The 26290-nt window shown below is 54.5% G+C and carries 27 protein-coding genes; 23 read left to right on the top strand and 4 right to left on the bottom strand.

Features of this window, described 5'->3' with window-relative positions; all coding sequences use genetic code 11:
• Window positions 1–2 precede the first annotated feature (2 nt).
• The 11 genes from HQN87_RS31615 (at window position 3) to HQN87_RS31565 (ending at window position 13473) form a co-directional block, all read left to right on the top strand.
• Window positions 3–1700, top strand: a complete 1698-nt coding sequence (locus tag HQN87_RS31615) for an extracellular solute-binding protein (protein WP_173141268.1) — start codon at window positions 3–5, stop codon at window positions 1698–1700.
• Window positions 1697–2587, top strand: coding sequence for an ABC transporter permease (locus HQN87_RS31610; RefSeq protein ID WP_039297518.1), 891 nt, complete (start codon window positions 1697–1699; stop codon window positions 2585–2587). Before HQN87_RS31615 ends, HQN87_RS31610 begins: the two co-directional genes overlap by 4 nt.
• Before the next feature lie 15 nt (window positions 2588–2602).
• Window positions 2603–3484 (top strand): carbohydrate ABC transporter permease, encoded by an 882-nt coding sequence (locus tag HQN87_RS31605; RefSeq protein WP_173141266.1) that lies wholly within the window; start codon window positions 2603–2605, stop codon window positions 3482–3484.
• Between the two features lie 122 nt (window positions 3485–3606).
• Window positions 3607–5331: a sensor histidine kinase gene (locus HQN87_RS31600; RefSeq protein ID WP_173141263.1), complete on the top strand. Its 1725-nt coding sequence runs from the start codon at window positions 3607–3609 to the stop codon at window positions 5329–5331.
• 64 nt (window positions 5332–5395) lie between these two features.
• Window positions 5396–6091, top strand: coding sequence for an RNA polymerase sigma factor (locus tag HQN87_RS31595; protein ID WP_173141261.1), 696 nt, complete (start codon window positions 5396–5398; stop codon window positions 6089–6091).
• Window positions 6054–6347, top strand: a complete 294-nt coding sequence (locus tag HQN87_RS31590; RefSeq protein ID WP_173141259.1) for a hypothetical protein — start codon at window positions 6054–6056, stop codon at window positions 6345–6347. Before HQN87_RS31595 ends, HQN87_RS31590 begins: the two co-directional genes overlap by 38 nt.
• Window positions 6348–6397: 50 nt before the next feature.
• Window positions 6398–7273 carry an ABC transporter ATP-binding protein gene (locus HQN87_RS31585; protein WP_173141257.1) on the top strand — a complete coding sequence of 292 codons (876 nt, stop codon included), beginning with the start codon at window positions 6398–6400 and terminating at the stop codon, window positions 7271–7273.
• Window positions 7270–8502 (top strand): ABC transporter permease, encoded by a 1233-nt coding sequence (locus HQN87_RS31580; RefSeq protein ID WP_173141255.1) that lies wholly within the window; start codon window positions 7270–7272, stop codon window positions 8500–8502. The genes HQN87_RS31585 and HQN87_RS31580 overlap by 4 nt, the downstream gene beginning before the upstream one ends.
• The gene (locus HQN87_RS31575) at window positions 8403–9131 is read left to right on the top strand and encodes a hypothetical protein (RefSeq protein ID WP_173141253.1); all 729 of its coding nucleotides are present in this window, start codon (window positions 8403–8405) and stop codon (window positions 9129–9131) included. The genes HQN87_RS31580 and HQN87_RS31575 overlap by 100 nt, the downstream gene beginning before the upstream one ends.
• A 372-nt stretch (window positions 9132–9503) precedes the next feature.
• Window positions 9504–12971 (top strand): PAS domain S-box protein, encoded by a 3468-nt coding sequence (locus HQN87_RS31570; RefSeq protein ID WP_173141251.1) that lies wholly within the window; start codon window positions 9504–9506, stop codon window positions 12969–12971.
• 106 nt (window positions 12972–13077) lie between these two features.
• A complete protein-coding gene (locus tag HQN87_RS31565) occupies window positions 13078–13473 on the top strand; it encodes a NusG domain II-containing protein (protein ID WP_216857539.1) in 396 nt (131 codons plus the stop codon).
• On the opposite strand, the gene HQN87_RS31560 is transcribed toward HQN87_RS31565, so the two are convergent.
• Genes HQN87_RS31560 through HQN87_RS31550 form a run of 3 tightly spaced genes read right to left on the bottom strand, consistent with a single transcriptional unit; the run spans window position 13466 to window position 16362 of the window.
• Window positions 13466–14335 carry a TIGR03943 family putative permease subunit gene (locus HQN87_RS31560; RefSeq protein WP_173141247.1) on the bottom strand — a complete coding sequence of 290 codons (870 nt, stop codon included), beginning with the start codon at window positions 14333–14335 and terminating at the stop codon, window positions 13466–13468. The genes HQN87_RS31565 and HQN87_RS31560 overlap by 8 nt on opposite strands.
• Before the next feature lie 37 nt (window positions 14336–14372).
• Window positions 14373–15290 carry a permease gene (locus HQN87_RS31555; RefSeq protein WP_173141245.1) on the bottom strand — a complete coding sequence of 306 codons (918 nt, stop codon included), beginning with the start codon at window positions 15288–15290 and terminating at the stop codon, window positions 14373–14375.
• A gap of 37 nt (window positions 15291–15327) precedes the next feature.
• Window positions 15328–16362, bottom strand: a complete 1035-nt coding sequence (locus HQN87_RS31550; RefSeq protein WP_173141243.1) for a CobW family GTP-binding protein — start codon at window positions 16360–16362, stop codon at window positions 15328–15330.
• Between the two features lie 283 nt (window positions 16363–16645).
• Here HQN87_RS31550 and rpmG point away from each other — a divergent pair, with 283 nt between their 5' ends.
• The 8 genes from rpmG (at window position 16646) to HQN87_RS31510 (ending at window position 22843) form a co-directional block, all read left to right on the top strand.
• Window positions 16646–16795 (top strand): 50S ribosomal protein L33, encoded by a 150-nt coding sequence (gene rpmG / locus HQN87_RS31545; protein WP_036702285.1) that lies wholly within the window; start codon window positions 16646–16648, stop codon window positions 16793–16795.
• 31 nt (window positions 16796–16826) lie between these two features.
• Window positions 16827–18035 (top strand): GTP-binding protein, encoded by a 1209-nt coding sequence (locus HQN87_RS31540; RefSeq protein WP_173141241.1) that lies wholly within the window; start codon window positions 16827–16829, stop codon window positions 18033–18035.
• 240 nt (window positions 18036–18275) lie between these two features.
• Window positions 18276–18983 carry a metal ABC transporter ATP-binding protein gene (locus HQN87_RS31535; protein ID WP_173141239.1) on the top strand — a complete coding sequence of 236 codons (708 nt, stop codon included), beginning with the start codon at window positions 18276–18278 and terminating at the stop codon, window positions 18981–18983.
• Entirely contained in the window at window positions 18929–19768 is an 840-nt protein-coding gene (locus tag HQN87_RS31530) for a metal ABC transporter permease (protein WP_173141278.1), read from the top strand. Before HQN87_RS31535 ends, HQN87_RS31530 begins: the two co-directional genes overlap by 55 nt.
• Before the next feature lie 20 nt (window positions 19769–19788).
• Window positions 19789–20886: a metal ABC transporter substrate-binding protein gene (locus HQN87_RS31525; protein WP_173141237.1), complete on the top strand. Its 1098-nt coding sequence runs from the start codon at window positions 19789–19791 to the stop codon at window positions 20884–20886.
• 42 nt (window positions 20887–20928) lie between these two features.
• The gene (gene rpsN / locus HQN87_RS31520) at window positions 20929–21198 is read left to right on the top strand and encodes a 30S ribosomal protein S14 (RefSeq protein WP_173141235.1); all 270 of its coding nucleotides are present in this window, start codon (window positions 20929–20931) and stop codon (window positions 21196–21198) included.
• A 514-nt stretch (window positions 21199–21712) separates the two neighbouring features.
• Complete coding sequence (locus HQN87_RS31515; protein ID WP_173141233.1) at window positions 21713–22132, top strand: DUF6157 family protein; 420 nt, start codon at window positions 21713–21715, stop codon at window positions 22130–22132.
• 87 nt (window positions 22133–22219) lie between these two features.
• On the top strand, window positions 22220–22843 hold the full coding sequence (locus tag HQN87_RS31510; RefSeq protein ID WP_173141231.1) for a class I SAM-dependent methyltransferase: 624 nt from the start codon (window positions 22220–22222) through the stop codon (window positions 22841–22843).
• Window positions 22844–22927: 84 nt separating this feature from the next.
• Here the strand turns inward: HQN87_RS31510 and HQN87_RS31505 are convergent, their stop codons facing one another.
• Window positions 22928–23512, bottom strand: a complete 585-nt coding sequence (locus HQN87_RS31505; RefSeq protein ID WP_173141229.1) for a helix-turn-helix domain-containing protein — start codon at window positions 23510–23512, stop codon at window positions 22928–22930.
• Window positions 23513–23713: 201 nt separating this feature from the next.
• Between HQN87_RS31505 and HQN87_RS31500 the strand changes: the two genes are divergently transcribed.
• The 4 genes from HQN87_RS31500 to HQN87_RS31485 all read left to right on the top strand — a co-directional run bounded on the left by HQN87_RS31500 (window position 23714) and on the right by HQN87_RS31485 (window position 25929).
• The gene (locus HQN87_RS31500) at window positions 23714–24001 is read left to right on the top strand and encodes a Dabb family protein (RefSeq protein WP_173141227.1); all 288 of its coding nucleotides are present in this window, start codon (window positions 23714–23716) and stop codon (window positions 23999–24001) included.
• 193 nt (window positions 24002–24194) lie between these two features.
• The gene (locus HQN87_RS31495; protein WP_173141225.1) at window positions 24195–24635 is read left to right on the top strand and encodes a DUF86 domain-containing protein; all 441 of its coding nucleotides are present in this window, start codon (window positions 24195–24197) and stop codon (window positions 24633–24635) included.
• Window positions 24636–24686: 51 nt separating this feature from the next.
• The gene (locus HQN87_RS31490) at window positions 24687–25352 is read left to right on the top strand and encodes a helix-turn-helix transcriptional regulator (protein WP_173141223.1); all 666 of its coding nucleotides are present in this window, start codon (window positions 24687–24689) and stop codon (window positions 25350–25352) included.
• Between the two features lie 97 nt (window positions 25353–25449).
• Window positions 25450–25929 carry a YtxH domain-containing protein gene (locus HQN87_RS31485; protein WP_173141221.1) on the top strand — a complete coding sequence of 160 codons (480 nt, stop codon included), beginning with the start codon at window positions 25450–25452 and terminating at the stop codon, window positions 25927–25929.
• Window positions 25930–26290 lie beyond the last annotated feature (361 nt).

Here is a 26290-nt window from a genome sequence, read left to right as displayed (position 1 = left end):
CTATGAGATTGAAGAGAATTCGTGTTATGGCTTGGCTGCTGTCCATGGTATTGGTGCTGGGAGTGCTGGCGGCCTGCGGAAGCAGTCCAAAGGAGGAGAAGGTAGCTGCGCCCGCCGGCAGTGAGTCCACGAATGCCGGAGGCAATGAACCATCCGCCACCGCCAAAGAGGACGATGGACCCTTCAGCAAATATGAAGAACCCGTTACCGTGTCTCTGGGGAGACAGGGCGTATCGGGGAATAACCTGCCGGCAGGAGATACGCTGGAGAATAACAAGTATCTGAAATATGTCGAGGACCGCCTGAACGTAAAGGTGAAATACGATTTCTCGGTGGAAGACCAGGATGCGTATAACCAGAAGGTTACCCTGGCAATCTCAAGCAATTCCCTGCCTGACATTCTGGTGGTGGATGAGCAGCAGTTCAAGAGAATGGCCAAAGCGGGTATGCTGGCTGATCTGACTGAATTATACGATCAATATGCCTCGCCGCTGATTAAGGATTATTACAACTCCTACACGGGAGACCGGGTGCTGAACACCGGAAGAATCGACGGCAAGCTGATGGCGCTGCCCAATACCAACATCGATGGCAATTATCAGCTCCTGTGGATACGCCAGGACTGGCTGAACAAGCTGAAGCTTGAGACGCCCAGTACTATGGATGAGCTGAAGACTGTGATCAAAGCGTTCAAGGAGCAGGACCCTGACGGTAACGGGAAAGCGGATACCATTGGTCTGCTTGGCGATAAATCAGTGGTCGCAGACGGCGGCTTCTTCACCTTCGATCCGATCTTCAATGCCAATCATGCCTATCCGAAGAACTGGTTCAAGGATGAGGGGGGAAACATCGTCTACGGCTCCACGACTCCAGAGACCAAGCAGGCGCTCTCTGAGCTGAGAGAGATGTATGCGGACGGGTTGATCGACAAAGAGTTCCTGACCCGGAAGTACGAGGATAATGCCGGGCTGGTATCAGGCGGCCGGGCCGGTATCCTGTTCGCCCCCTGGTTCGGAGGCTGGGCATTGTCTGATGCGGTGAAGGCCAACCCGGAAGCGGATTGGGTGCCGCTGGCTGTGCCGCTGGACGGGGAAGGCAAACGGAATATCGTGCCATCCACGCCGTCGGGAACCTTCATGGTGGTGAACAAGAAGGCGGAACACCCCGAAGCTGCCTTGAAAATGCTCAGCGTGGAGTATGAAGGCATCCGCCTGCTTGATTCTACAGCACAGGAGCTGTATAAGGATCTGGGTGTAGGCTGGCTCAATTATCCGATTAATGTGCAGCTGGATTATCAGGATTCCCTGGCACGTGATGTTCCGATCTATGAGAAGGCGATTAAGGATAAGAAGCTGGACGATCTGCCGGCCCGCATCCTGCCGAGAGTCAAGGCTGTCTTGAAGAATAATGAGAATCCGAAAAAGGATATTCCCGCTTATGCCGATTCACTGGCCTTCTATACTGCCGCCTCCATCACCGGAGCGAAAGAAATTGTGAAGGTGGAGCCTGTGTTCTACGGCAAGACCGAAGCGATGCTTAAAAAGGGAGCCAATCTGGAAAAACTCGAAAACGAGACCTTTTTGAAAATCATCACCGGCACTTCTCCCCTTGAAGAATTCGACAAGTTCGTGAAGACCTGGAAGAGCATCGGAGGGGATGAAATCACCAAAGAGGTTGCTGAGGCAGTTGAGTCACCATGAGAAGCAGAGCTTCCATCTGGAATTACCACCTGATGCTGCTCCCCGGCATATTGCTGCTCATAGCATTCAGTGTAGTTCCGATGTTCGGAATTGTGATTGCCTTCCAGGACTTTCAGCCTACGCTGGGCATCTTCCACTCGGATTGGGTGGGCTGGGAGAATTTCGAGTATATGTTCAGCCTGCCGGACAGCAGGCTGATTCTCGGAAACACCCTGAGCATTGCACTGATGAAGATCATTGCCGGATTGACCGTTCCCTTTGTCTTTGCCCTGCTGTTCCATGAAGTAGCGAATATTAAATTCAAGCGCACCATCCAAACGATTGTCTACCTGCCGCATTTCATGTCCTGGGTTATTCTATCAGGAGTGCTGATTAACCTGCTCAGTCTGGACGGCATTATCAATCAGATGATCCAGTGGTTCGGCGGTGATCCGATTATGTTCCTTCAGAGCAATCACTGGTTCCGCTTCGTGATCGTGTCGAGCGATGTGTGGAAGGAATTCGGCTTCAATACGATCATCTACATCGCTGCCCTGACTTCCATTAACACCAATCTGTACGAAGCAGCCGCCATTGATGGAGCGAACCGGTTCCAGCGGTTAACCAATATTACGATTCCGGGTCTGATGACCACGGTGATTCTGCTGGCGACCTTAAGCCTCGGCAATGTGCTGAATGCGGGCTTCGAGCAGATTCTCAACCTGTATAATCCGATTGTCTATGAGTCGGGGGATATCATTGATACTTATGTATACCGTTCAGGATTGCTTGAAATCCAGTATGGACTGGCAACAGCGGTAGGCCTGCTCAAATCGGTCGTAAGCTTTGTGCTGATTGCCGCTTCCTATGGTCTGGCTGCCCGGTTTGCCAACTACCGTATTTTCTGACAGAGGTGATTTGCTGTGATCCGCGGAACCAACCGGACTGTTGATATTGTGATTTATTGTATTCTAACCGTGATTGCTTTTCTCTCCTTGGCCCCCGTACTGAATACCTTGGCTATTTCGTTCAGCGGCAAGGTGGCGGCCATGTCGGGTCAGGTCTTCTTCTGGCCGGTTGATTTCAATCTGGAAGCCTATAAGTCGGTCATCAGTGACCGCAGCTTCTTCACTTCCTTTGGCGTATCTGTGAAAAGAGTGCTGCTCGGAGGAGCCATCAATCTGCTGGTTACCGTGCTGATGGCCTATCCTTTATCGAAATCGAACAAACATTTTCCGGGCAGAAATGTCTATATGTGGTTCGTTATCTTCTGCATGCTGTTCAACGGCGGGCTGATCCCGTGGTATATGACGATCAATACGTACGGGCTGCTCGATTCCATCTGGGCGCTTGTGCTGCCTACCGCCGTTCCGGTATTCAATGTGATTCTGCTGATGAACTTCTTCAAGGGCGTTCCGAAGGAGCTGGAGGAGGCTGCCGGGATGGATGGCGCGGGGGCGTGGAGAACGCTGGTGACGATTTATCTCCCCATCTCCCTGCCCTCACTCGCGACAGTCACCCTGTTCTCGGTCGTCGGCCACTGGAATGCGTTTTTTGACGGGATGATCCTGATGAACCACAAGGAGAATTGGCCGCTGCAAACGTATATCCAGCAATTGATTATCAGCGTGAATTCGATCATGAACACTACCGACCCGGAAGAGATCAAACGTCTGTCGAATATGTCGAGCCAACTGCTCAATGCGGCCAAGGTGATGGTCTCGATGATTCCGATCATGCTGATCTATCCGTTTCTGCAGCGGTATTTCGTCAGCGGAATCGTGCTCGGTGCCGTCAAAGAGTAAGCGTAAACTGCATGGAAGCGGGTGTCCTGTAAGCCGGAAACGGCTGGGGACACCCCTTTGTTGTTTGGGGGAAGGGCTTATGCGGGGCCGCTGCTTTTACAGATTGTTATTTGCCGGGGTCAATGCTACGTTATAAGGACTATAGGCTTAAGACAGGAGGGGTAGATCTGGAGCGATTGGGCCGGTTCATCAGGAATTTAAGAATTAAGCATAAGCTGTTTGTCTCTTATCTGCTCGTTATCATTATTCCGCTCAGTGTGCTTGGCTGGTATTCGTATGACCAATCCAGGAATCTGCTCGTTCAGCAGGCCCGGCTGACCTTAACCGACAATGTGTCGGAGATCGCCGCCAATCTGGATTATAAGTTCGGCAAGCTCAATGCCGCGCTGGACTCGTTCACCTTCAACTCCAGTGTGGTGTCCGTCTTCAACAATGATTACTCCGATAATTATTATTATATGTACAATGATCTGAACACCATCGTGGAGCCGCTGTTCAATACGCTTCTGTTCCTGAACGAAGAGATCCGCCAGCTGACGGTGTATACAGGGAATAATATCACGGAACGGAAGAATACGATTTTGCCGATTAGCAGCGTATCCGGGAAGCTCTGGTATGAAGCGGCGATGGCCAGCGGCCAGACGCATTGGATCAAGGAGGGCACGGCCTTGTCCGCAGTGCGGAGAATGGTGGGCGGCTCGGGAACGCAATATGACAATCTGATCTACTTGGGCTTTGACAGCAAGGAGATTTTTGCGGGTCTGACCAATGTGGTCTCCGGTGAGTACGGCGTCCTGGTCGAGAATGGAGCGGGGGAGCCTGTGTATGACTATCACAACGGGCTGCCGTCCTTCGAATCGGCTAAGGCAGCGGAAGAGCGTGCAAGCGATTTCATTGTGATCTCCCAGGTGCTGGGCGTGACGGGCTGGAAGCTTGTCTTTTATATGCCCAAGAATTCGATCGGTGTCGATGCCAAGACGATTCTCCGCGCCACCATGCTCACGGTCGGGATTTGCCTGCTGATTCTGGTGCCTGCGGTCTGGCTGTTGTCCAATGCATTCGTGAGAAGGATCTACCGTCTGAACCGCACGATGAAAAGGGTGACCCGCGGGGACCTGCATGTGGACATTGTGGTCGATTCCAATGATGAGGTAGGCGAGCTGACCTCGCGGTTCAAGGATATGCTGCAAAGTCTGAATGAGCTGTTCAATGAAGTCTACCGCAGTAAGGTTGTCCAGAAGGATGCGGAGCTGAAGGCGCTGCAGGCCCAGATCAATCCGCATTTTCTTTATAACTCTCTGTCGCTGATCAACTGGAAGGCTATAAGCATTAAAGCCTATGACATCAGTAAAATTACCACAACCCTCTCCAAGTTCTACCGGACGACCCTGAACAGGGGGCAGGATGTGATCAGCGTTCATGATGAACTGGAGAATACGAAATCTTATATTGATCTGCAGCTGATTATGCATGACCACAGCTTCGATGTAGTGTATGAGGTGGACCCGGAGGTGCTGGGCTATCATATGATCAAGCTGATTATGCAGCCGATTGTAGAGAATGCGATTGAGCACGGCGTAGACAACAAGCGGGAGGGGCGCGGCAGGATCAGCCTGCGGGCTTGCTTCGAGGAAGATACGATTGTATTCAGCATTGAAGACAACGGTCCGGGAATGACCCAGGAGACGATGGATACGGTATTAAGCAGGCAATCTAAATCGTATGGACTGTTCAACGCCCAGGAGAGAATCCGGATTTATTTTGGCGAGGCGTACGGGATCACGATCCACAGCGAAATCGGCCAGGGTACGGCCGTGACGGTGAGAATTCCCAAGAGGACCACGTGAGAAGGGTAATAATTCATCCGCAGGGAGTGTAACCTTTTGCCGGGCTGAAACGAATAACCAGTGGATGACACAGCGGGAGAGGAGGAGGCAACCGACGAACGGGACCGGAAGTGAGCATACAGAAGGCCGGGAATCAGGGGCACAGCAGGCGGGTCCGGGGGAAGAAGAGGCGGTGCTCAGCAGATTCAGGGAGGGAAGTCTGGAGGCTTTTGAATGGCTGGTCCGGCGGTACCGGGAGCCTGCGGTGCGTTTTGCCTACCACTTGACCGGTGATTATCATACCGCCGAGGATCTGGCGCAGGACTGCTTCGCCTATCTGCTGGTGTACCCAGAGAAGTATGACCGCCGGGCATCTTTTACAACGTATCTGTTCACCATTCTCCGCAATAAAAGCATTGACTCTATGCGTAAACGGAAGAGGCAGCAGAGCTTGTCCGGTGCGCAAGAGGACCAGAGGGCCGAAAGAACCGGCAGCATACATACAGCGGGCTCGGATGATCCCGAGCGGGTGGCCATCATCCGGGAGGAGGATCTGGAATGGCGCAGAAGGCTGCGCCAGATGAAGCCCGATTACGGCCAGGCGGTCTATCTGGTGGATGTGGAGCAGATGTCTTATGAGCAGGCGGCTGCGGTGATGGGCCGGAATACGGTGAGCTTCAAGGTGCTGCTGCACCGGGCGCGCAAGAAGCTGAGGCAGATCTACGACAAGGAGGAGGGGGATTGTGAAGTCAAACGAACAGGAGCAGCTATTTCTGGATGAGGTCTACCGCAAAGCCCGTCTGCTGGAATATGACAAGCTTGAAGCCCGGAAAGTGCTGCTTAACCGCAAAATACTTGCCAGACGCAAAGCAGTGGCACTATCGGGCATCACTCTGTTTACGGCTGTGTTTGCCCTGATGATCAGGGTTGGACAGATCAACCAGGGATTATGCGTAGCGCTCTCGCTCCTTCTGATCGCAGCAGGTCTGCTGATAGAGCGGCTTGAATTGTCGTGGAGTCCGGAGAATGACGCATAGACAAGGAGTCTTAAGAATGGGGAGAAGCTTAGAATGGAGAGAAGACTGGAATGGAGCTAATTATTAATCATTTGACCAAGAGCTACGGAAGCAAGCAGGCACTGCAGGATATCAGCTTCCGGGTGGGCGAAGGGATACACGGCCTGCTCGGTCCTAACGGAGCGGGCAAAACTACGCTGATGCGTCTGCTTGCTACCTTGCTTGAACCGACCTCGGGCACAGTGGAGATCGGCGGCGTCCCCTTGCGGGATAAAGCCCGGGTCCGTGAGCTGGTCGGCTATCTGCCGCAGGAGTTCGCCTTCTATCCGGGGATGAGCGTCTACGAGGCCATGGATTATCTGGCCCTGCTCTCGGGTATTGCCGGCCGCGGGGAGCGGAAGCGGAGAATCGACAATCTGCTGGAGCAAGTGAACCTCATGGAGCAGCGCCGGACCAAGGTCAAGGCGCTGTCCGGCGGGATGAAACGCCGGCTCGGCGTAGCCCAGGCGATGGTGCATGAACCGAAGCTGCTGATTGTTGATGAGCCGACAGCGGGGCTGGACCCTGAGGAACGGATACGCTTCCGGCGGCTGCTGGGCCGGTTTGCGGAAGGGCGGATTGTTCTCTTGTCCACACATGTGGTCGAGGATGTGGAATCCACCTGCGAGCAGATGACTGTGCTGCATCAGGGAAGTCTGCGTTATCACGGCCGGATAGGCGATCTGACCGCCGCTGCTGCCGGGCAGGTCTGGATCGCCGAGCTGGACCGGGCGGAATGGGAGCGGGACCGTGACCGGTTCCCGGTATTATCCGCTGTGCCGGAGGGCAATGTGATGCGGGTCCGGGTACTGGCAGGTGAGCAGCCCTTTGCAGGAGCACGGCAGACAGTGCCGTCTATCGAAGATGCTTATCTTCACCTTATGCGCAGGGAGGAGTCCCCGGTATGATGGCGCTGATCGGCAAAGAGATGCGCATGACTCTGCGCAGCCTGGTGTTCTATCTGTTTATTATTGCGAGCGTCTTCTTCTATTTCACCTCATATGCTACGGAGGAAACCTGGGGTGAACTCAGTCCACCGGCAGCAAGCGTTACAACGCAGAATCTGGGGACTGCGGAGCACCCGTATTACGGCAGGAAGCAGCCGGGTAACACTACGGAGCTGGCCCAAAGAATGAAGAGGGAAATAGACTTCGACCTGAATGCCGGAACGACGGATAAGCAGAGACTGGGCTTCTCTGTCAAGAGCAAGCTGACAGCAGAGGAGAAGGAAGCGCTGTCGAAAGCGGTCTCCGAACTTGATCGGATTCTGCTAACTCCTGACAAGTACACTATGGCGAATGTATATAGTGTTGCCGGGGAGATCGATAAGCAGCTTGGCGGAAACAGCATGTATAAGGTAGGGCTTAGGGACTATGGTTTCCCTATTGAATCCTACGAGGAGGCAGTGAAGGCACAGGCAGTTATTCTTTCCAGTTATAACGCCAAATTGAACGCCGGTGAACTGTTGCCCGGGGCTGCACGTTACTTCAGTGACTATATGTCTCTGCCCGCAGGGATTTTTCCAGTCTTCCTGTCCGCCTTCCTGCTGCTGCGCGACCGCTCCAGCCGGATGAGCGAGCTGACCTACAGCCGCCGGGTCTCATCATGGGTGTACGTAGGCTCCAAGTGTATCGCGCAAGGTATCATGCTGTCTCTCGTCTATCTCATCCTCGCTGTCATTGGGGGCTGGCAGACGGTGGATACACTGGGACTTACGGGCCAGACGGGAGAGGCCGTAATGATCTTCCTCGGGTACACCGCCTGGTGGCTGCTGCCTACGCTATGGGTGTCTGTGGCCTTCGGAATGTTCGGCTCCATGCTGTTTCGGCGGGGAATTGTGCCTATCGCCCTCCAGATCGTCTGGTGGTTCTTATCGGTACTGCCGCTGATGGGCTCTTACGGACTGAACCGGCTGTTCATCCGGTTCAACTCACCGGATGACTATCAGCTGTACAGAGGCTGGGCGGATGAGATTGCGCTTAACCGCAGCTTCTATCTGATGCTGACGGTCCTGCTGGTTATAGGAGCGGCAGGGTTATGGGAGAGAAACCGCAGCCGGCTGGATTCAGCGGGGACGCTGAACAGGAAGAAGGCGAAGGGAGCCCTGGCGGCGCCGGACCCGGGGGCGCTGAGATGAGCCGGCAGATCATCCTCCCGCTGGCCGGATACAACCTCAAGCTGACCCTGCATTATTCCTGGCTGCTGTCCGCCGCGCTTCTGATTGCCGTCCCGTTCTTCATGGAGCCGTCGCTGATGGACAGGCGGCAGACAGCGAAGCTGGGAGAGCTGCTAATCAGCCTCATAGGGCTGATAGTCTATCCTCACCTGGGTCTTCTGGAGGACGGAGGGATAGGGGAAGTGCTCTATGCCAAGCGGATACGTCCTCATCCGGTATTTCTGTTCCGCTGGCTGCTTACCGTGCTTTTTATCTTCCTTGCAGTTACTGCCTTGTTCACCTGGGTGCATGGAGGCGGGGCTGAGTTTGAACTGTGGCCGATGATCGGCGGGACGGTTATCACCGCTGTGGCCATCGGGACAGCAGGAACGACGGCTGCGCTGCTGACCGGCAACATCTCCGCCGGATACATTGCCGGATTCGCCTGGTATCTGCTCGATTTCACCACCAAAGGCAAGCTGACCGGACACTTCTATCTGTTTGGACTGCTCCGAAGCGAATGGGATCACGATAAATGGCTGCTTGCAGGTCTGTCTCTGGCGCTTGCCGTATTCTGCGCCTGCTGGCTGCCGCGCCGGAGACTGGATTAATATATTCCATGATCATCCTATAACAACCGCCTTGACGTCATGCAAGTGACGCGGGCGGTTGTTTGTGTAGCCTTTCAATCGCTGAGAGGGAGGGCTTAGTTGGAAAAAAGGCATTTAATTCTGCTTATATGGAGTGTTGCAAGTAAGCAGTTGGAAAAAGTCCACTTAATCCTCAGATTTCTATAAATTCTGCTGAAATTGGACGGAGTAAGTGTTGTTTATCCAATTAATTTTTATAAATGTACCATTGCCGTCAAATTAGGTGTACTAATTCCACTAACACTAACTACAAGTGTGCTGGAGCATATTTGCCGAAAAAAAGGTATACTGTTAGTAATTTATGTCCCCACTTTCACAGAGGAGGCTTTAGCTTTGTCCGATACTCTATTTAAGCACTTGTATCTGCGGTCCTCAATAGGATATGCGGCAGTATCCATCATGGATGGTACTGTGCTCATGGCCAATCCTGCCCTTTGCGGGATGTTCGGGTACACCGAGGCTGAACTGAGGGCGCTGCGTTATCTGGATATGGTCTACCCGGAAGATGTACGAGCCCTGGACCACGGACAGATTATGGATTGCTTGCTGAACAGCCCGGACGGGGCTGTACATACAGAAAAACGGTTCGTGCGTAAGAACGGGGAAGTGATCTGGGTTGCGCTGCATATCTTTGTTATTAATGATGAAGCGGCTGCCGGGCACCCCCACCTGTTTGCAGAGCTGACCGATATTACCGCCCGGAAGCTGGCGGAGAAGAAGATCGAGGAGGATTATCATCTCTATAAGCTGATTACACAGCATACTCCGGATATGATCTCCTTCGCGGACCCGGACGGTACCCTGCGTTACGTCTCTCCGTCTGTTGAAGCGCTGCTCGGCTATTCGCCGGATGAAATGCTCGGCAGGAAGAAGCTGGAGTATTATCATGAAGCGGACGCGCGCGAGATGGCTGAGCAGGGCAAGCTCTTCTCGGACAGCGATGTCTTTACCCGCAGGGTCAGACATAAGAATGGTCATTACATCTGGATTGAAAGCTCGTTCCAGATCATGCGTGACAGCGCAGGTGAAGTGCGCCAGCTATTGACCATTGCCCGGGATATTACAGAGCGGAAGAAATACGAAGAGATGCTGGCTTCTGCCCAGGAGCTTGGACAGATGGGCTCCTGGGAATGGGATTCCATTAACAGGGAGCTGAGTGTCTCCAGGCAGATGATGGCTATCTTTGAGCGAAGAGAGAACACCGGAAATCATACCGTGGCAGATTATAACGAGCTGTTCACCTGTGTGGTGCCGGAGGATCTGGAGGCACTGCGTAATGAGTTGCAACATACCCTGAAGTCGGGAATCAACGGCGAAGCCGTCTTCAGGATTGAGGGCAGGGATAAACGAAAGTTCATCTATGCTCACTGGGAGGTTATCCTGGGTGCAGGCGGCAGAGTTCAGCAGGTCCGCGGCATCGTGCAGGACATTACCGAACGTCACAGGATGGAAGAGCAGCTCCGCGACAGTGAACGGAATTACCGTCTGATCTCGGAGAATTCCAAGGACTTTATCACGCGTAACGCTGCCGATGAACAGGCGACATTCCTGTATGCCTCGCCGGTCTGCAGGCAGATGTTCGGGTATACCCCGGAAGAAATGGCCGGCAAGAGCGGGATGAGCTATGTGCATCCTGAGGATTATACCAGGGTGCAGGCTTATCTGGACAGCAGTAAGCAGGGCTTGCAGCTGGAGCCCATGGTCTTCCGCTTTCTGTGCAAGGACGGCTCTTACCTATGGGTCGAGACTACGCTTCGCCATACGCAGACGGGAAATGCAGGGGTTGCGGAGATGATCGGAGTTACCCGGAATATTTCCGAACGCAAGCAATATGAATTGAAGCTGCTGGAGAGCGAGAACCGTTACAAATCGCTTTTTGAATATAATCCGTCCGCGATCAGCGCAATGGATCTGCAGGGTTACATACAGTCATTGAATGCCAGTCTGGAACAGTTGACGGGATATTCCCGGGAGACTCTGCTGAATTCGAGCTACGATGAAATTATTGACAGGGATGAGCTGGAGTTTGTGAATTCGCGGTTTCTTGCCGCTGCCGGAGGTATAGCCCAGACCTTCGATACCCGGATTATCCGCCGCGACGGGGGGATCGTTGAGGTAGGCATGATCTATGTGCCTATTCTGGTTGACCATGAGGTGGTGGGTGTATTTGCAATTACCAGTGATATTACAGAGCGCAAGCGGTATCTGGAGCAGATTGAGAAGCTCAGCTATGAGCATGCCCTGATTCTGAACTCTGTTTCTGAAGGGATCTTCGGGATCAATCTGAAGGGGGAGACCGTCTTTATTAATCCGGCGGCTTCGGTCATGCTGGGATACCATCCGGGAGAAGTGGCCGCGAGCATCAAGCTGCATACGATCGCCCAGACCTGGATGGATGGTGAATTATATCCCGGAGGACAAAAGACGCTGGGGGAGCTGCTGAGCACCAATCTCTCCTATGACCGGGAGCAGGAAGGGATCTTCTGGAGGCAGGACGGCTCCACCTTCCTGGTGAAATACCGGATGACGGCCCTGTACGATAACGGGGAGCGCAAAGGTGCGGTGGTTGTCTTCCGCGATATCACCGAGGAGAAGGCTGTGGTGCGTGCCAAGGAATCTGCGGAGAAGGCGGACCGGGCCAAGTCGGAATTCCTGGCGATTATGAGTCACGAGCTGCGCACTCCGATGAACGGGATCATTGGCATGGCTGATCTCCTGGCAGGAACAGAGCTTACGGAGGAGCAGCAGTATTACACCCAGATTATCACTAAAAGCGGCGGCGCACTGGTGCATATTCTGAATGAGGTTCTGGATTTCAGCAAGATAGAATCCGGCATGATGACCCTGGATCTGCAGCCGGTCGATATCCGGCAAGTGGTCCAGAACGTATGCGAGCTGTTTTATCCGCGCGTTCAGGAGAAAGGGCTGATTCTCCGCAGCGACATTGAACGGGAGATTCCGGGTGTTGTGATTACCGACGAAACCAGGTTAAGGCAGATTCTGGTGAATCTGGTCGGCAATGCGGTGAAATTCACCGAAGAAGGGGAAGTTGGCGTGTCCGTGACACTGGAAGCGGCCCGGGAGCCCGGGTCCCTGATTCTGAAGTTCTCGGTGACAGATACCGGTATTGGAATTCCGCAGGGCAGCCAGAATCTGCTGTTCCAGTCCTTCACCCAGCTGGACCCCTCCATCAACCGCAAGTATGGCGGAACCGGACTGGGGCTGGCGATCAGCAAGAAGCTGGTGGAGCTGCTGGATGGTGCCATTGGTGTGAACAGCATGGAAGGGGAAGGGTCTGAATTCTATTTCACGATTAGCGTGATGTGTCCGGCAGAGGAGTCTGGCCAACCGCTGCTTGCGGGAGCTGCCGCCACGGAAGAATACAAGGGCGGGATCTTCAATATGGATCATCCTGAATCCGAATACGGCCCGCTGTCCATCCTTATTGCCGAAGACCATCCGGTGAACCAGCAGATCCTCCAGGCCTTTCTCAAAAAGCGGGGATACGCTTCGGATCTGGTTTCGAACGGGGAGCTGGCGGTTGAAGCCGTACGTTCACGGCATTATGATCTGGTGTTCATGGATATTCAGATGCCGGGAATGGATGGAATTGAAGCGACCCGACAGATTCGCGGGACCATGGGGCTGTCGCCGGTTATTATAGCTGTCACCGCCTTTGCCAGGAAGGAAGACAAAGACATGTGCCTCCGGGCAGGGATGCAGGACTTTATCTCCAAGCCGATTCACGGGGAAGCGCTGGATAGGGTGCTGAGGGAATGGTCCGGCAACGTCCGGAGATAAGTTAGCGTTGACAAACCTCCTTAAGCTAAATTACGATGTTATTAATTGTAATTAGTAATTATTACGATTAATAAGGCTCAGCGAAAGGATTAACGCAGTGCAAATCATGAAACGCGGCGATTTCATTATGATCCTGGCCGTATTGCTGGCTGCAGGCACAATCTACGGCTATAAGTGGGTCTCGAACTCCAAGGAGCAGTACAGTCAGGGGGAGCTGAAGGCAAGGATCACGGTGAACGGCGAATTGTACCAGACGGTACAGCTGACCAAGAAGGAGCAGCTGATTGATATCCGCACCAGGTATGGCCACAATACGCTGAAGGTGTATGATTATGGCATTCAGATGATCTATTCGGATGCTCCATTGACGATTGCGCTGGATATGGGCTTCATCTCCAGACCGAAACAGCAGATTATCTGCATTCCGGCCCGTCTCCTGGTGGAGATCTTCAATCCGGATTCATCTATGGATGACGATGACGCGCTGGATGCGGTCATTTGATGTCCGCGCGCTGCAGCTCCTCCCAGGCTGCTGCAGCATCGGCATTGGTGTACACATAAGGTGTGGACGGCGCTGCCATTGCAGTTATACGCTCTGGAGCAATCTGCAGGGTCTCCACTCCCTCAAAGAGCGCCACATGAAGCTTGCCCCGAACCTCAATCCAGGTATCGGCGGGCAGGCTTATTTGTGTTCCCGGCTGCAGCAGGATGCCGAAGGGAGTGGCATCTGCCGTACAGCACTGGACCAGGAAGCGGCTGACTGCATAGCCGGGCTGGCCGGCTCCTTGCGGTTCCCGGTACAGGAAGCCGGATACGGTGATCTCCTTGCCCTCGAACTGTGATTTATACAGGTTCATAGCACCCAGCGTTTCAGAGAAAATCTCAGAGTGTACCGGAATGACAGGCTGTTCATACAGCTTGCCGGCCAGCTCGGCAAATTCGGCCTCATAGGGATTGGACGGGGTGAACTTGGCCCCGTTGCCGGGCTCCGCAGCGGTATAAGACAGGACAATCCCCTTCTTGGCTGCAGCAGCACTGCCGAGTGCGCGGTCGGGCAGCAGGAAGCCCAGCAGCAGCGGCAGCAGGAACAGGCCGTATAATGCGGAGCTGCCAAGGCCCGAACGGGGCAGGCGGTGCTCGCAGTCACACAGGGCAGCGCTTCGGCCAAGGACCGCCTGAAGTCCAAGGCTGAGCGCCATCAGGCAGAGCGGAACCGGACATAATCTGATCCAGCGGGCCAGCTTGGGCGCAACATAATAATGGAGGGCGTCCTGCTGGACCAGATGTCCGATATAGAGGGCGAAGGCGAGCAGAATAACCGCCCTGAATAAATAGTGAAGCCGGATGCTCCGGGAATGATTCATGCAGATCCTCCTATAGGAATGCGCGATTTCATTGCAGCTATAGCCAGAGTGAAGCCAGTACGGAGCCGGTGAAGACCGTCGCGATGATGAGGAAGAACAGATACAGGGCAAACCTGGTTTTGAACAGCGACAGCAGCATCAGCGAATTCTTGAAGTCCAGCATCGGACCCAGCACCATGAAGGCGAGCAGTGAACCGGCCGGGAAGACATGCAGGAAGGTGGAAGCGACGAAGGCGTCTGAGGTGGAACAGAGCGAGAGTACAAAGGATAGGCCCATCATGAACACATAGGAGCCGAGCGGCCGCTCACCAATGGCGGACAGGCTGCCCTGATTCATGAAGGTCTGGATTCCCGCAGTCAGCAGACAGCCAATGATCAGATATTTACCCATCTCAAAGAACTCGTCCGAAGTATGAACGAGGACAGCCGCAACCCGGCCGCCGCGTGTATCCGCCTGATGAACCTCGCTTCCCTCACGGCGGATGGACAAGCGCAGGGGGGACTTGCGGACGGTGGCATAGAGGATAAGGCCGATTAGCGCCGCCACCACAAAAGCCAGTCCCATTCGGGTGTAGGCCAGCTCCGGATGGGAGCGGAAGGCCATAAGGGTCGCCCCGTAGACGACCGGGTTGATAATCGGGCCGGACAGGATGAAGACGATTGCGACGTACAGCGGCATTCCTTTGTGTATCAGGCGGCGCACCAGCGGAATCATCCCGCATTCACAGACGGGGAACAGTATCCCGAGCAGACAGCCGAAGAGGATTGCCGGAAGCGGGCGGCGCGGAATCCAGCGCGAGATCATCTCATCTGGTACGAAGACGCGGAGGAGAGAGGAGAGCAGCGCCCCCAGAAGTACAAACGGCAAGGCCTCCAGCAGAATGCCCAGGAATGAGGTTTTGAAGGTATCGGAGAAGAGCAGCGGCCATAGGGTGAACGGAGTAAAGGTTGTCAAGGCTTCATCGGCCCCTTCCGTACCTTGAATTTATAGTTTAGCTGAACAAGCTGGCCCAGCTGCGGCTGATCGCCTTCTCATCCAGATTCAGGCCAATGCACACCACATAAGGCTGGCCCGGATAACTGGAAGCTTCCCAGGAAATGCGGTTTCCCGCGAGCTGCACCAGTTGAACGGAATCCTGGCCTGCAAGCCGTACATGTCCCTTGGCCCGGAGCAGACTGTACCCCCATTGCCGGAAAAATTCCTCCAGCTGCTCCCGCCTAAGCCCCCCGCTCCAAGCTGCGGGGACGGTTAACGTCACTGCTGCAACCTGGGAATAAGAGCCGTCTGTCCCGGCTGCCGGCTCATGTACTGCCGTCGCGCTGCCGCCGCTGGTGTTCATCCGCTGAAGCGCAGTGCCGCTGACATTGACGTTGCCGGAGCCGCGCCGGAGAGCAGGACTATTCAGCCCGCGAACAACTATGCCTGCCAGCAGCGGAGCCAGATTGATCTGGCTGTAATGGGTGAATACAATCTCGGATTCCGAGTTCTGCTTGGATACCATTTTCTCGATCTTCCATAGCGTCTCCGGTTCTACCAAATCGCTTTTGTTGACGATGATGAGGTCGGCAGTGGCGATCTGCTTGCGCAGCGTACGGACGAGCTGCTTATCGGACGAGAAGCGGCTGCTGTACTCCAGCGCGTTCTCGGCATCCAGCACTGTGACCGTATGATGCAGGCTCAGCCTGTCTGCCAGAGGCGGCGCCAGCAGCGATTTGGCAATTTCGTCGGGGTCGGCGACACCTGTAAGCTCGATGTAGATAATGTCCGGCCGGCGTGCCAGGAGGGCGGTCAGGGTGCGCGGCAGCTCCTCCTTACGGCTACAGCAGATGCAGCCGTCCAGCAGCTTTTCTACACGGGTGCCGGTGCTCTCCTGCAGAATATAGCCGTCTACATCCTTTTTCCCCAGCTCATTCATGACGACCCCCGGGTTCAGCCCCCTCAGCTTGCTCTCCTTCAGCAGACTCAGCAGCAGGGTCGTTTTTCCGCTCCCCAGAAATCCGCTTAGTATGATCACAGGTATCTTCATGGCTCACTCTCCCGCTCCAATAGTACCGTCCCCATAAGAAGGCGGCCAAGTTGCTTCACTTCATCATCATCCTGCTTATTCCCGCTGAAACGGTACCATCCTTCACAGGAACGGCCAAGCCGTTTCCGCTTGTAATTCCATCTATACGTAATTCCTGCACAGTAAAGAACACTAATCTAAGAGAGTTGAAATGTTTAGGTCACCCTGTTGACACTGGAGGGCTTAAGCATGTAGAATGTGTAAATCGTAATAATTACGATTAATCGGAAGGAGATGGATTTTAGTGAGAGTAATAGTTACTTTGGCTTGCACCGAGACGGGCGACCGCAACTACACCACTACGAAGAATAAGAGAACCACACCAGAGCGTCTGGAGATGAGAAAATATTGTCCGCGCCTGAAGCGCATCACGCTGCACCGCGAGACCCGCTAAGCGCCACTATATTGATATAAGGAGTACATCCATGAACAAAATTCCTGTAACTGTGCTGAGCGGGTACCTGGGCTCCGGCAAAACCACACTGCTCAATCATATTCTCCATAACCGTGCCGGCCTCAAGGTAGCCGTCATCGTCAATGATATGAGTGAAGTGAATGTGGATGCGAATCTGGTGAAATCCGGCAGCACGCTCTCCCGGACGGAGGAGAAGCTGGTGGAGATGTCCAACGGCTGCATCTGCTGCACACTCCGTGATGATCTGCTGCGCGAGGTGAACCAGCTCGCCTTGGAAGGGCGCTTCGATTATATTCTGATCGAGTCTTCCGGCATCAGCGAGCCGGTTCCTGTAGCCCAGACCTTCACCTATGCGAACCCTGAGCTGGATATCGACCTGACCGGGCTTGCCAGACTGGACACGATGGTTACGGTTGTCGATGCCAACCGCTTCTGGCATGATTTCGCTTCGGGCGACAGTCTGCTGGACCGCAATATGACGGCGGGTGAAGGCGACTTCCGGGATATCGTCGATCTGCTGGTTGACCAGATTGAGACCTGTGATGTCCTGCTGCTGAACAAATGCGATCTGGTGGAGGAGAATGAGCTGAACAAGCTGGAGGCTGTACTGCGCAGACTTCAGCCGCGTGCGAAGATTCTCCGCACGGTGAACGCGCAGGTGGACCCCTCCGAGATTCTGAATACAGGGTTGTTTGACTTCGAGCAGACCAGCCAGTCGTCCGGCTGGATCGCTGAGCTGGGCAAGGAGGAGCATACGCCAGAGACCGAAGAATACGGCATTACCTCCTTCGTCTACCGGCGCAGAGCACCGTTCCACCCGCAGCGGCTGAGCTTCTTCTTCAGCAACTGGCCTTCTGAGGTGGTCCGGGCCAAGGGTCTCGTCTGGCTGGCTGCGTACGGTGATCTGGCCGCGACGATCAGCCAGGCAGGGCCGTCCATCCAGTTCGGTCCCGCCGGTTATTGGCTGGCGACGATGCCGGAGGACCAGCAGCAGGAGGTGCTGGCCGCCGAGCCGGATGTCCAGGCGAAGTGGGACGGGCAGTGGGGCGACCGGCTGAATGAGATTGTATTCATCGGTGTCAGCATGAACCGTGAGGATATTGAAGCCCGCCTGGACCGCTGCCTCCTGAGTGCAGAGGAGATGAAGCAGGACTGGACCTTGTTCAACAATCCGCTGCCCTGGGCGGCAGAAGAGCTGCTTGCTGCGGGGCAGGAATAGAGAGTGCTGCGGACATGAAGATAAGGATCTGAATAGGAGGGAAGCCGGAATCAAGCTTGGCGGTTCCGGCTTTTTGCTGCCTGGTTTGCTGCCTGGATAGGTATGTGAATCAGCTCAAATCCGGTTAATTTCCGGGCATGGGTTTACAGATCGTAATAATTACGATAAACTCAATGGAGTTAAAACGTAATTATTACGAATAAACTTCATGTCCCACCGAAGAAGGGAGGACTAGGGCATATGATGTTGTCATCCATGCGGGATGTGGTGTTCGGCTACGGAAATGAGCCGGTCATTGACCGCTTGTCGCTGGATATTGAGGCCGGGCAGTTCATTGGAATTACCGGCCCGAACGGAGCGGCGAAGACGACGCTGCTTAAGCTGATGCTCGGCCTGCTGAAGCCATGGAGCGGGACGGTCTCCCTGAACCGGGAGATCAGCGGAGAGGGCAGGCTGGTTATCGGCTACGTGCCGCAGCAGGTAGCCTCCTTCAATGCCGGATTTCCCAGCAAGGTCATCGAGTTGGTCCGCTCCGGCTGTTACTCCAGGCTGGGATTATTCAGCCGCTTCACTAAGGAGCAGGAAGCACTCGTCGAGAGCAGCTTGCGGCAGGTGGAGATGTGGGACTACCGTAACCGCAGAATCGGTGAGCTGTCCGGCGGGCAGAAGCAGCGGATCTGTATCGCCCGGGCACTGGCCCAGCAGCCGCAGGTGCTGGTTCTCGATGAGCCGGTTACGGGGCTGGATGCGGCCAGCCGCAGCGGGTTCTACAAGCTGATGCGCCACTACGTCAGCCAGCATGGCTGGACTGTCATTATGGTTACACACGGCCTGGAGGAATCCGGCGCCTATCTGGATACCGTGATCACTCTGGAACGCCAAGAACAGGAGGGCTGGACATGCTTGGTTACGAATTCATGCAGCGCGCATTTTGGGCAGGAGGCCTGATCGGCCTGATTGGGCCGCTGCTTGGCGTGTACCTGATGCTGCGCAGGCAGGTACTGATGGCGGATACGCTGTCCCATGTATCACTTGCCGGAGTTGCGCTTGGTTCCGTGCTGCAGTGGAATCCTGCTCTCAGCGGCTTCAGCGTGGCTGTTGCCGGAGGCTTGGTCATCGAACAGCTCCGCCGCTCTTACCGTACATACAGTGAGCTTCCGGTTGCTATTATTATGACCTCAGGCCTGGCGCTGGCCGTCGTGCTGATGAGCCTGAAGCAGAATCTGTCCAAGAGCTTCAGCTCCTATCTGTTTGGCTCCATCGTAGCCGTCAGTAATACTCAGCTGAAGCTGATTGCCATAGTGGCCGCCGCCGGTCTCCTCTACTTCATCGTTCTGCGCCGCCCGCTGTACAGCCTGACGTTTGACGAAGAGACCGCCAGCATCAGCGGTGTTCGTACCGGGCTGCTGTCCTTCTCATTTGCCGTACTGACCGGCATGACCGTTGCCGCAGCAATGCCAGTGGTGGGTGTGCTGCTGGTATCCGCTCTGATTGTGCTTCCGGCCTCCATTGCGCTGAGGATCGCTTCAGGGTTTACCGCCGCGATATTCATTGCGGTGGGCGCCGGTCTGACCGGTGTTTTTAGCGGCCTGACGGCTTCCTATTATATCAACACACCTCCCGGAGGCACGATTGCCTTAATTCTGCTGGTCATTCTGCTGGTCACCATCGGGGTACAGCGGCTGATTAAGCTTAGAAACCGCCGCAGTGCTCATCCTTCCACAACCAATTAAGAAAAGGGGTCTCTTAACTCATGTTGAAGTTCAAATTCAAAATCCGCCCGGTTGCTGCCCTGTCCCTGACTGCCATGCTGATGATCGCCGGCTGCGGCAGTAACACTGCGGGCAACGCCGCTTCGACCGGCAGCTCTGCTAAGCCATCGGCCACTGAAGCTGCCTCTGCACCGGCGGCGGACAGATTAAATATTAAGGCCAGCTTCTACCCGATGTACGAATTCACGAAGAACATTACCGGCGGGCTTGCGGATGTGGAGCTTCTGATCCCGGCCGGCATCGAGCCGCATGACTGGGAGCCGACTGCGAAGGATATGGCCGGCATCTCGGACGCAGATGTGCTTGTCTATAACGGAGCGGGGATGGAAGGCTGGGCACAGCAGGTTATAGACGGTGCTTCAGGTAGCAGCCTGATTGCTGTAGAGGCCAGTAAAGGGCTGGAAATTATGGAGGGAAGCGAAGCCGAGCATGATCACGGCCATGCCCATGAAGAGAGCGGAGCCGGGGAAGCCGGTCATGAGCATTCTCATGAAGAAGGGGCTGCCGATGAGGCCGGTCATGACCATGAGCATGATCACGGACATGACCATGGTGGTCTTGACCCGCATGTCTGGCTGGACCCTGTTATGGCCATCCGGGAGGTCCGTACCATTGAAGCGGCGCTCTCCGCAGCCTCTCCCGGAAATGCCGCAGCCTTCAAGGCTAATAGTGAAGCTTATGTCGCCAAGCTGCAGCAGCTCGACCAGGAGTTTAGAGTCGGTCTGCAGAACACGAAGCGTAAGGACTTTATTACCCAGCATGCCGCCTTTGGATATCTGGCACAGCAATATGGTCTAACTCAGGTGCCGATCGCCGGGTTGTCCCCGGAGCAGGAGCCAACTGCTGCGCAAATGGCTGAGATCGTAGACCTTGCCAAAGCCAATGATGTGACCACGATCTTTTTTGAGACGCTGGTATCGTCTAGTGTGGCTGACGCTATTGCCCAGGAAATAGGCGCCAAGACCGCTGTACTGAATCCGCTTGAAGGCTTGTCCGACGAAGACTCCCGGAATCAGCAGGATTATCTGAGTATCATGCGCCAGAATCTTGAAGCTCTAAGCGCAGCTCTGAATGAATAAATAAATCTATAAATAAATTAAGAGGAGATGTTGATTAACAGAATGGCTAAGAAATCAAAGGTAGTCAAGGAATGGAAGCGGCAGGAGCTGGTGGCGAAGTACGCAGACAAACGCAGAGAGCTGAAGGCGGCAGGCGATTATACCGCGCTGCAGAAGCTGCCCCGTGATTCCTCAGCCACCCGCCAAAAAAACAGATGCACCGTATCCGGCAGACCGCGCGGGTATTTGAGTAAATACAAGGTATCCCGGATCGTTTTCCGCGAGCTTGCCCATAAGGGGCAAATTCCCGGTATCACCAAGTCCAGCTGGTAGACCGTTAACATTATAGATTGCTGTCTGACAGGGCGGCTGTTCCTCTGAGCTACAGGGGGCAGCCGTTTTGTTCTTGTATAGGAAATTATAATATCCGTCAGATGCAGATAAGGAGGCGTAGCGTGGGGAGAATTGCTCATTGAATGATTCTGAGGCGCATGAGTAAATGAGGAGCCCAGAGTGTAATCGGAAAACCGAACACAATTAGACCGAGTGGGAAGCGTAAGCCAAATGTAATCGAAAAACCGAACACAACTGGACTGGGTGCGCCACGTAAGCCGAATGTAATCGGAAAACCGAACACAATTGGACTGGTAGCGCCGCGTAGGCCGGATGCCCCGGAAATGGGCAAATGGGTACAGTGGAGGTAGCCCTACGAGTTCTCTGGAACGCAGAGGTTCCTACATTATCCACTCGCAGGGTGGTTTTGTTCCGCCTACAGGCTTTGCCTGATGCAGCAGAGTGAACTATGATAGAAGAAAAGGTTTTTCCGCCGCTGAAAGGAGGCTTGTTAATGAGCTATACCGATACCTTTATCCGGGTTGCTGAAGATTGCCCGGCAGAGACGGGGATAATCCCGGTCTCTGAACGCCCGCTCCCGCCTGCCCATGTCATTCAGTACCATCTGCTGGCTGGCTCTCCTTACCGGTATAACCATGAAGAACTGCTGTACCAGGTGCATGTGCGGCACAAGGCCATACCCGAAGAGGAGCGGGAATCCCGCCGGGAAGAGATATGGGCAGAGCTGTTCGCGAAGAGTCATCCTTGTCTGCGCGCCTCTATGCTGCCCAAGAGATACGGCTGGGGTGTCCATTATGATGCCGAGGGCCGGATTGCCCTCTATGCCAAGGAGTCCCCGGAGTATGATCATTACACTTCCGGTGCTGGGGCCGGGGTGAAGCTGCTGAACGCCATGCGGAATAAGCGGCGCTGAGCAGGATGGCAGGGCTGCCGGATTGGACTGTCCTATAGCTCCACTAAGAGCCGGCAGCCCACTTCTATCACAGAAAGAAGGAATTCCATGACAACGTATTGGAGTCAGAGGTTCGCCCGGGAGGGGATGATCTGGGGGAGTCAGCCCAGCCCGTCGGCAGAATGGGCGAAGAAGCGGTTTCTTGAGGCAGGAGTATCCTCCATTCTGGTTCCCGGTGCCGGTTACGGGCGGAATACCAAAGGCTTTGCCTCCGAATTCACAGTATATGGGGTTGAATTAAGCGAACCGGCACTGGAGCTGGCCGCAGAATGGGACCCGGAGACCACTTTCATCGCGGGATCGGCGCTGGAGCAGCAGCTTCAGCAGCCTGTAGATGCCGTATACTGCTATGATGTGCTGCATTTATTCCTTGCGGATGACCGCCGCAGGCTGATTGAGGCTAGTCTCGGGCAGGTCAGGAGCGGAGGACTGCTCTATTTCACGAGCTTCTCTGATGAGGACTCTCATAATGGATACGGAATGGAGCTGGAGCCGGGCACTTTTGAGTATAAAGTGGATAAATATGCCCACTTTTTCAGTGATGCCGATTTGAGGGCGCATTTTGCCGGAACGGAGATTCTGGAGACGGGTTCATTTACCGAGGTCCTGCACAGCCCGGAGGGCGGGACTCATGAATACATACTGAGATACATTCTTGCGCGCAAACCGTAACGGCTGCGAAGTCGCAACGCCAAATGGCCCTCCCCTGGCTGCGAGAAGGACCTAGCTCCGTGCATCATATGTGCGAATGTTAATCTAATGCAGCTCACAATCAGCAAACAGAATATGCCGCGGAATCCGGAAGAAGTTCTCGGCTTTCTCTTGCAGGGCCAGGGTAGGCAGATGACAATGGTGCAGCCACTTGCGGAAGGTTCCGGGATGGACGCCGATCCAGATGCTGACATCGGTTACAGAGAAATCATAGACCATGCAGAGTCCGGTCAGAATCGCGTTATGCTGCGGTGAATGGGCAAGTGTTCTTTTCATGAAACGGGATGGGGTGGGCTGGCACACAATCGGACTCTGCCGCAGAAGAGCTTCGTTGAACAAGATATGGGGCGGATAGCCTAAATGGCGGCAGACCTTATCCAGATTGGTTCTGGAGGGAATGCGGCCTTCATATACCCAGGCACTTACGCTGCGTGAGGAAACGGAGAGCTCTTCTGCGAGCCGTGAGAGCTTCATGTCCTTGGCCATCAGAATGGCCAGCAGAACGCGGTTGCGGATCTGGCTGCGTTTGGGGCGGCGAAATCGTTTGACCCGTACGCCTTGTCCAAGATATTTGCGGTTGATCAGAGACCAGGCCTGAATTTTATGTGTTTCTTGCTGATTCTTAGGCATAATTCCTCCGATTTACTGATGTAATGAAGTGGTGATTCTTCGAGTTTAGCTGTTATGACTTTACCATTACAGCAAGGCATTCGTCCAGAGTGCAATGCTCCTGTTTTGGCGGGACAGCTAAGTTTCCTTCTGTAATGCTGCTGTTTATGATATATTTTTAGTAATCTAATTTACAATAATCATGAGCTGGGAGCGGGATAGATGATCAAGCATATTGTATTCTTCAAATTAAAGGACCGGTCACCGGAGCAGGTGGCAGAGACCGTTGCAGTCCTCCGCAATATGGAAGGAAGAATTCCGCAGCTGCTCTCCATTGAGGTCGGTGCCGATCTGATTCATTCCGAGCGTTCGTTCGATATAGCCCTGGTCACCGTGGTAGCTTCTATGGAGGATTTGCAGGCGTATCAGGTTCATCCGGCCCACAAGGAAGTTATTGCACATATCAATGAAGTCAAAGAGCTGTCGGTAGCCGTAGATTACGAGATCTGAGAATCCGGCTGTTCTGCAAGCGAAAGGACCCATTAAGGACGGAAAGCGGTGACAGGAATGCGCGAGCTTGAGTATCCGATGGAAGCGTTAACGTATCTGATTGTTTTTTTGGCGGCATGTGTGGTTATGCTGTTCTGGCTGAAGCGCCGGGGCAAGCGGGGGAAATAGCTATTCTAAAGGTGGAGGGTCAGCCGTGTATTATGTCAACCGGAAGCAAATTGAAGTTATCCTTGAACAGATCCCTGATCTTAATGAAGGTCTGCGCCATGCAGCGTCTTCCTGGGACGGCAGTACGATGCTGGGTCTTGTGCAGGAACGCTGTCTTCACTTGGCCGTTGAAGTTGTTACGGATGTGGGCAGTTGTCTGATCGACGGATTTATTATGCGGGATGCGGGAAGCTATGAAGATATTATCTCCATCATTCACGAGGAGAAGGTGCTGGGAGACAGCGGGATCTATGGAGATCTGACATCCCTGGTCGCCTTGCGCAAGCCGCTGGTTCAGGATTATTTCGTATGGGAACGCCAGGCCCTGCATCCGCTGACGCTGGTGCTGCCGGATATTCTGGAGCAGTTCGCCTCTGAGGTGCGCAGGTATCTCGACCAGGAGCTGGGAAGCGAAGTTACGGGTTAGCCGGACCGGGGCCGTGTGCAGTCAGAAGTCAGACAGAGAGGAGGTCCTTAAATGGCGAAGAAAGGTCAGGAGAGCGGTTCGACCAGGCGGCTGATTATGACCCTGCTGAAGAAGAGGGGGCCGCTGACCATTGGCGCTCTGGCGGAAGAGCTGGGCATTACCGAGATGGGTGTCCGCCGCCATGTGCTTCAGCTGGAGCAGGAGTCGCTTGCCAAGACCAAGGTTGTGCGCCAGGCTATGGGACGTCCTATGCATGTATATTCGCTTACGGAGCGGGCGGAAGAGCATTTTCCCAAAAGCTATCACAATCTGGCTCTGGAGCTGCTGCGGGAGCTGGACCACGGAAGCGGGGTGGAGGCTGTCAACGGGTTGTTTGAAGGCCGCAGGCGGCGTATGCTTGCCCAGCATACCCCGGTGATGCAGAGCCGTGATCTGGAGCAGCGGGTCGCTGAGCTGTCCTCGATTCAGAATGCCGGGGGCTACATGGCGGAGTGGAGCAAGGAAGAAGACGGTTCATATACCCTGCGGGAATATAACTGTCCGATCCGCCAGGTGGCCGCGGAATACCGCAAGGCTTGTGAGTGTGAGCAGCATTTGTTCGAGGAGCTGCTGGAGGCGAAGGTGACCCGCAGCGAGTGTATGGCGGAAGGCGGCCAATGCTGCCGGTATGCCATCACTCCGAACCCCAGGCAGAAAACTTCCGAAATCAAGCGCTGATCAGTCACAGGACATACCCGGAGTGCTTATGATATAGCAGAAATAGGCGATCGCCCGGGTGGCCGGGCAGAGGCACTTACAACCAAAGGAGAGATGGATGATGAAAAAGGATACCAAAAACTTGTTCTGGGGTGTACTTGCCGGCAGTATCGTGGGAACGGTGACGGCGCTGCTGTTCGCTCCCAAGCCCGGTAAAGAGCTGCGTAAGGATATTGCCGAAGGAACGACTGAAGCTGTGGATAAGGTCCAGGAAATCGCCGGTCAGGCCAGTGAGAAGACTACTGAGCTGTACGGGAAGGCAAAAGAAGCTGTAGTTACGGTAGTCAGCGAAGTCAAAGAATGGAGCAAGTCCGTCAAGGATTCGGTGGAAGAAGCAGATGTCGCCGCCGTAAGCAGCATTGCTGAACAGGCTGTGGAAGTCACAGATGCGGTGGAAGCCGTACGGGATGAGGTAGCTGCTTATGAAGCAGCTGAGGAAGCGGCAGTGGTAGAAGCTGATATCGAAGCAGTGACCGGTACAGATACCGCTGTAGCTGAAGCTATCGAGGATGGCAAGAACGCAGAGAAGCTGTCCTAAGCTTCGTATAAGTTTGTTATAAGAAAGAGGGGGCCGTTTTCCGCTGGCCAGGCGGAAGGCGGCTCTTGCTGTTCTTTTTTCCGCTGAAACGAATGCCGCTTTTTAAGAGGATGGCATGTATGCGGAAAACCGAATACAATGTGCGGGTGCGAGGGTGCGGGGCCGAATGTATGCGGAAAACCGAATACAATGAGCGGGTGCGAGGGTGTGGGGCTGAATGTATGCGGAAAACCGAATACGATCTCCACAGCCCCCTAAAGAAGTTGGAGTCCTCCCCGACAAAAATGTAGACTAAATACAGGAGGAGGATGAACCCAATGGGAAAGCTAACGGGAACGAGAGAGAAGGCCGCGCAAGAGGT

Source organism: Paenibacillus tritici (assembly GCF_013204885.1).
GTDB classification, from domain to species: domain Bacteria; phylum Bacillota; class Bacilli; order Paenibacillales; family Paenibacillaceae; genus Paenibacillus_AQ; species Paenibacillus_AQ tritici.
The sequence above is the reverse complement of the archived record's forward strand: the minus strand, read 5'-3'. Positions and strand labels throughout refer to the sequence as shown.

Coding starts and splice junctions, on each gene's coding strand:
- HQN87_RS31505 (WP_173141229.1), bottom strand. CDS start 23,512: ATGCCTAAGAATCAGCAAGAAACACATAAAATTCAGGCCTGGTCTCTG.
- HQN87_RS31595 (WP_173141261.1), top strand. CDS start 5,396: ATGACACAGCGGGAGAGGAGGAGGCAACCGACGAACGGGACCGGAAGT.
- HQN87_RS31600 (WP_173141263.1), top strand. CDS start 3,607: ATGCTACGTTATAAGGACTATAGGCTTAAGACAGGAGGGGTAGATCTG.
- HQN87_RS31510 (WP_173141231.1), top strand. CDS start 22,220: ATGACAACGTATTGGAGTCAGAGGTTCGCCCGGGAGGGGATGATCTGG.
- HQN87_RS31500 (WP_173141227.1), top strand. CDS start 23,714: ATGATCAAGCATATTGTATTCTTCAAATTAAAGGACCGGTCACCGGAG.
- HQN87_RS31585 (WP_173141257.1), top strand. CDS start 6,398: ATGGAGCTAATTATTAATCATTTGACCAAGAGCTACGGAAGCAAGCAG.
- HQN87_RS31515 (WP_173141233.1), top strand. CDS start 21,713: ATGAGCTATACCGATACCTTTATCCGGGTTGCTGAAGATTGCCCGGCA.
- HQN87_RS31550 (WP_173141243.1), bottom strand. CDS start 16,362: ATGAAGATACCTGTGATCATACTAAGCGGATTTCTGGGGAGCGGAAAA.
- HQN87_RS31560 (WP_173141247.1), bottom strand. CDS start 14,335: ATGAATCATTCCCGGAGCATCCGGCTTCACTATTTATTCAGGGCGGTT.
- HQN87_RS31535 (WP_173141239.1), top strand. CDS start 18,276: ATGATGTTGTCATCCATGCGGGATGTGGTGTTCGGCTACGGAAATGAG.
- HQN87_RS31615 (WP_173141268.1), top strand. CDS start 3: ATGAGATTGAAGAGAATTCGTGTTATGGCTTGGCTGCTGTCCATGGTA.
- HQN87_RS31580 (WP_173141255.1), top strand. CDS start 7,270: ATGATGGCGCTGATCGGCAAAGAGATGCGCATGACTCTGCGCAGCCTG.
- HQN87_RS31485 (WP_173141221.1), top strand. CDS start 25,450: ATGATGAAAAAGGATACCAAAAACTTGTTCTGGGGTGTACTTGCCGGC.
- HQN87_RS31610 (WP_039297518.1), top strand. CDS start 1,697: ATGAGAAGCAGAGCTTCCATCTGGAATTACCACCTGATGCTGCTCCCC.
- HQN87_RS31540 (WP_173141241.1), top strand. CDS start 16,827: ATGAACAAAATTCCTGTAACTGTGCTGAGCGGGTACCTGGGCTCCGGC.
- HQN87_RS31565 (WP_216857539.1), top strand. CDS start 13,078: ATGAAACGCGGCGATTTCATTATGATCCTGGCCGTATTGCTGGCTGCA.
- rpsN (WP_173141235.1), top strand. CDS start 20,929: ATGGCTAAGAAATCAAAGGTAGTCAAGGAATGGAAGCGGCAGGAGCTG.
- HQN87_RS31490 (WP_173141223.1), top strand. CDS start 24,687: ATGGCGAAGAAAGGTCAGGAGAGCGGTTCGACCAGGCGGCTGATTATG.
- HQN87_RS31525 (WP_173141237.1), top strand. CDS start 19,789: ATGTTGAAGTTCAAATTCAAAATCCGCCCGGTTGCTGCCCTGTCCCTG.
- HQN87_RS31575 (WP_173141253.1), top strand. CDS start 8,403: ATGGGAGAGAAACCGCAGCCGGCTGGATTCAGCGGGGACGCTGAACAG.